At 25.1% G+C, this 1,233-nt stretch carries 1 protein-coding gene and 1 pseudogene; both read left to right on the forward strand.

Annotation, left to right across the window (positions count from 1 at the left end):
- A partial coding sequence (locus OC680_RS02175; protein WP_304515476.1) for a toprim domain-containing protein occupies positions 1–862 on the forward strand: 862 nt, incomplete at its 5' end.
- Positions 863–882: 20 nt separating this feature from the next.
- A pseudogene (locus tag OC680_RS02180) lies at positions 883–1,233 on the forward strand (hypothetical protein); the annotation flags it as partial.

Genomic DNA, 1,233 nt, shown 5'->3' on the forward strand with positions numbered 1-1,233 from the left:
AACCTTACCTCGACATACCACGTTTAAGCTATCAAATAACGAAAATAAAGCTAGTTTAAGTGAAGAAGAAGCTTTAGCTATTAAACAAAAGCTTATCAAAGAGTTTTCCCCCCTTTTTAATCAAATTAAAAGTCTTTATCACCAAGAGTTATTAAATCATTTAGAAGGGTTAGTTTATTTAAAGCAGGAAAGAAAGCTCAATATAAAAACAATTAAAGAATTCGAACTGGGAGTAGCTAGTAAAAACAATCAATTCTTGTTAACTTACTTAAAACAAAATCAATTAGATGAAAAGAAATTTATTAAGTTAGGTTTAATTAAACAAAATGAAAAGTTTACTTACGATGCTTTGGTAGATTGTTTAATAATTCCTATTACTTATAAAAGACATACTATGCATTTTTTTCGTCATAATTATCATAATCCTATTGACAGTTTTAACCCTAAATACCAAGCTTTAAAAAACTTCAATCATACAAATATCTTCTATTGGCCATACGGCTTTACCAAAGCTTATGAAAATATCTTAAAAGAAAAAAAAATGATTTTACATGAAGGTTTTTTCGATGTGATGAGTTGTCATCAAAATGGCATTAAAAACGCTGTAGGAATAATTACTATTACTAGTTATCTTTCGGAAACAGTTCTAAGATTCTTTAAAAAACATGAAATAAAAGTTTTAATTGCTTTTGATAAAGACGAGAGTGGAGAAAAAAATGCTTTCAGAATTCAAAAACAGTTAGCAGAAAAAAATATTTTGCATGAAATCAAAAAAATCCCTGAAGAGTACTCTAATTGCAAAGATGCTGATGATGTTTTACGTAAATATGACGTAAAAACATATAAAAAGATATACTTTTAAAAGGAAGTAGAAAATATAAAATGAAAAAAGAAGTGGAATTAATATTATTAAAAAAATTAAAAGAAATAAACGAAGATTATCAAGAAAACAAAATAAATAGAAAAGAAGCGAAGCAAAAATTTCAAGATTTCTTCAGGGCAAAATATAGTCATTTATATTTTCAACAAAATACAAATAGTATGATAAAAAAGATGTTTAGAGAACATTTACAACATATTTATCATAGAACTAATGAAGAAATAAAAAAAGCTTATCCATTAGAATCCTTTAAAGATAGTGAAATAAAAAAAGAAATGTTAACTTTTTTTGAAAAAAGAAAAGACCCAGAATATCCTAAAAATCTTGTAATAGAAGAAAATTACAATTTAGAG

The organism is Candidatus Phytoplasma melaleucae (assembly GCF_030588185.1).
Lineage (GTDB): Bacteria > Bacillota_I > Bacilli_A > Acholeplasmatales > Acholeplasmataceae > Phytoplasma > Phytoplasma melaleucae.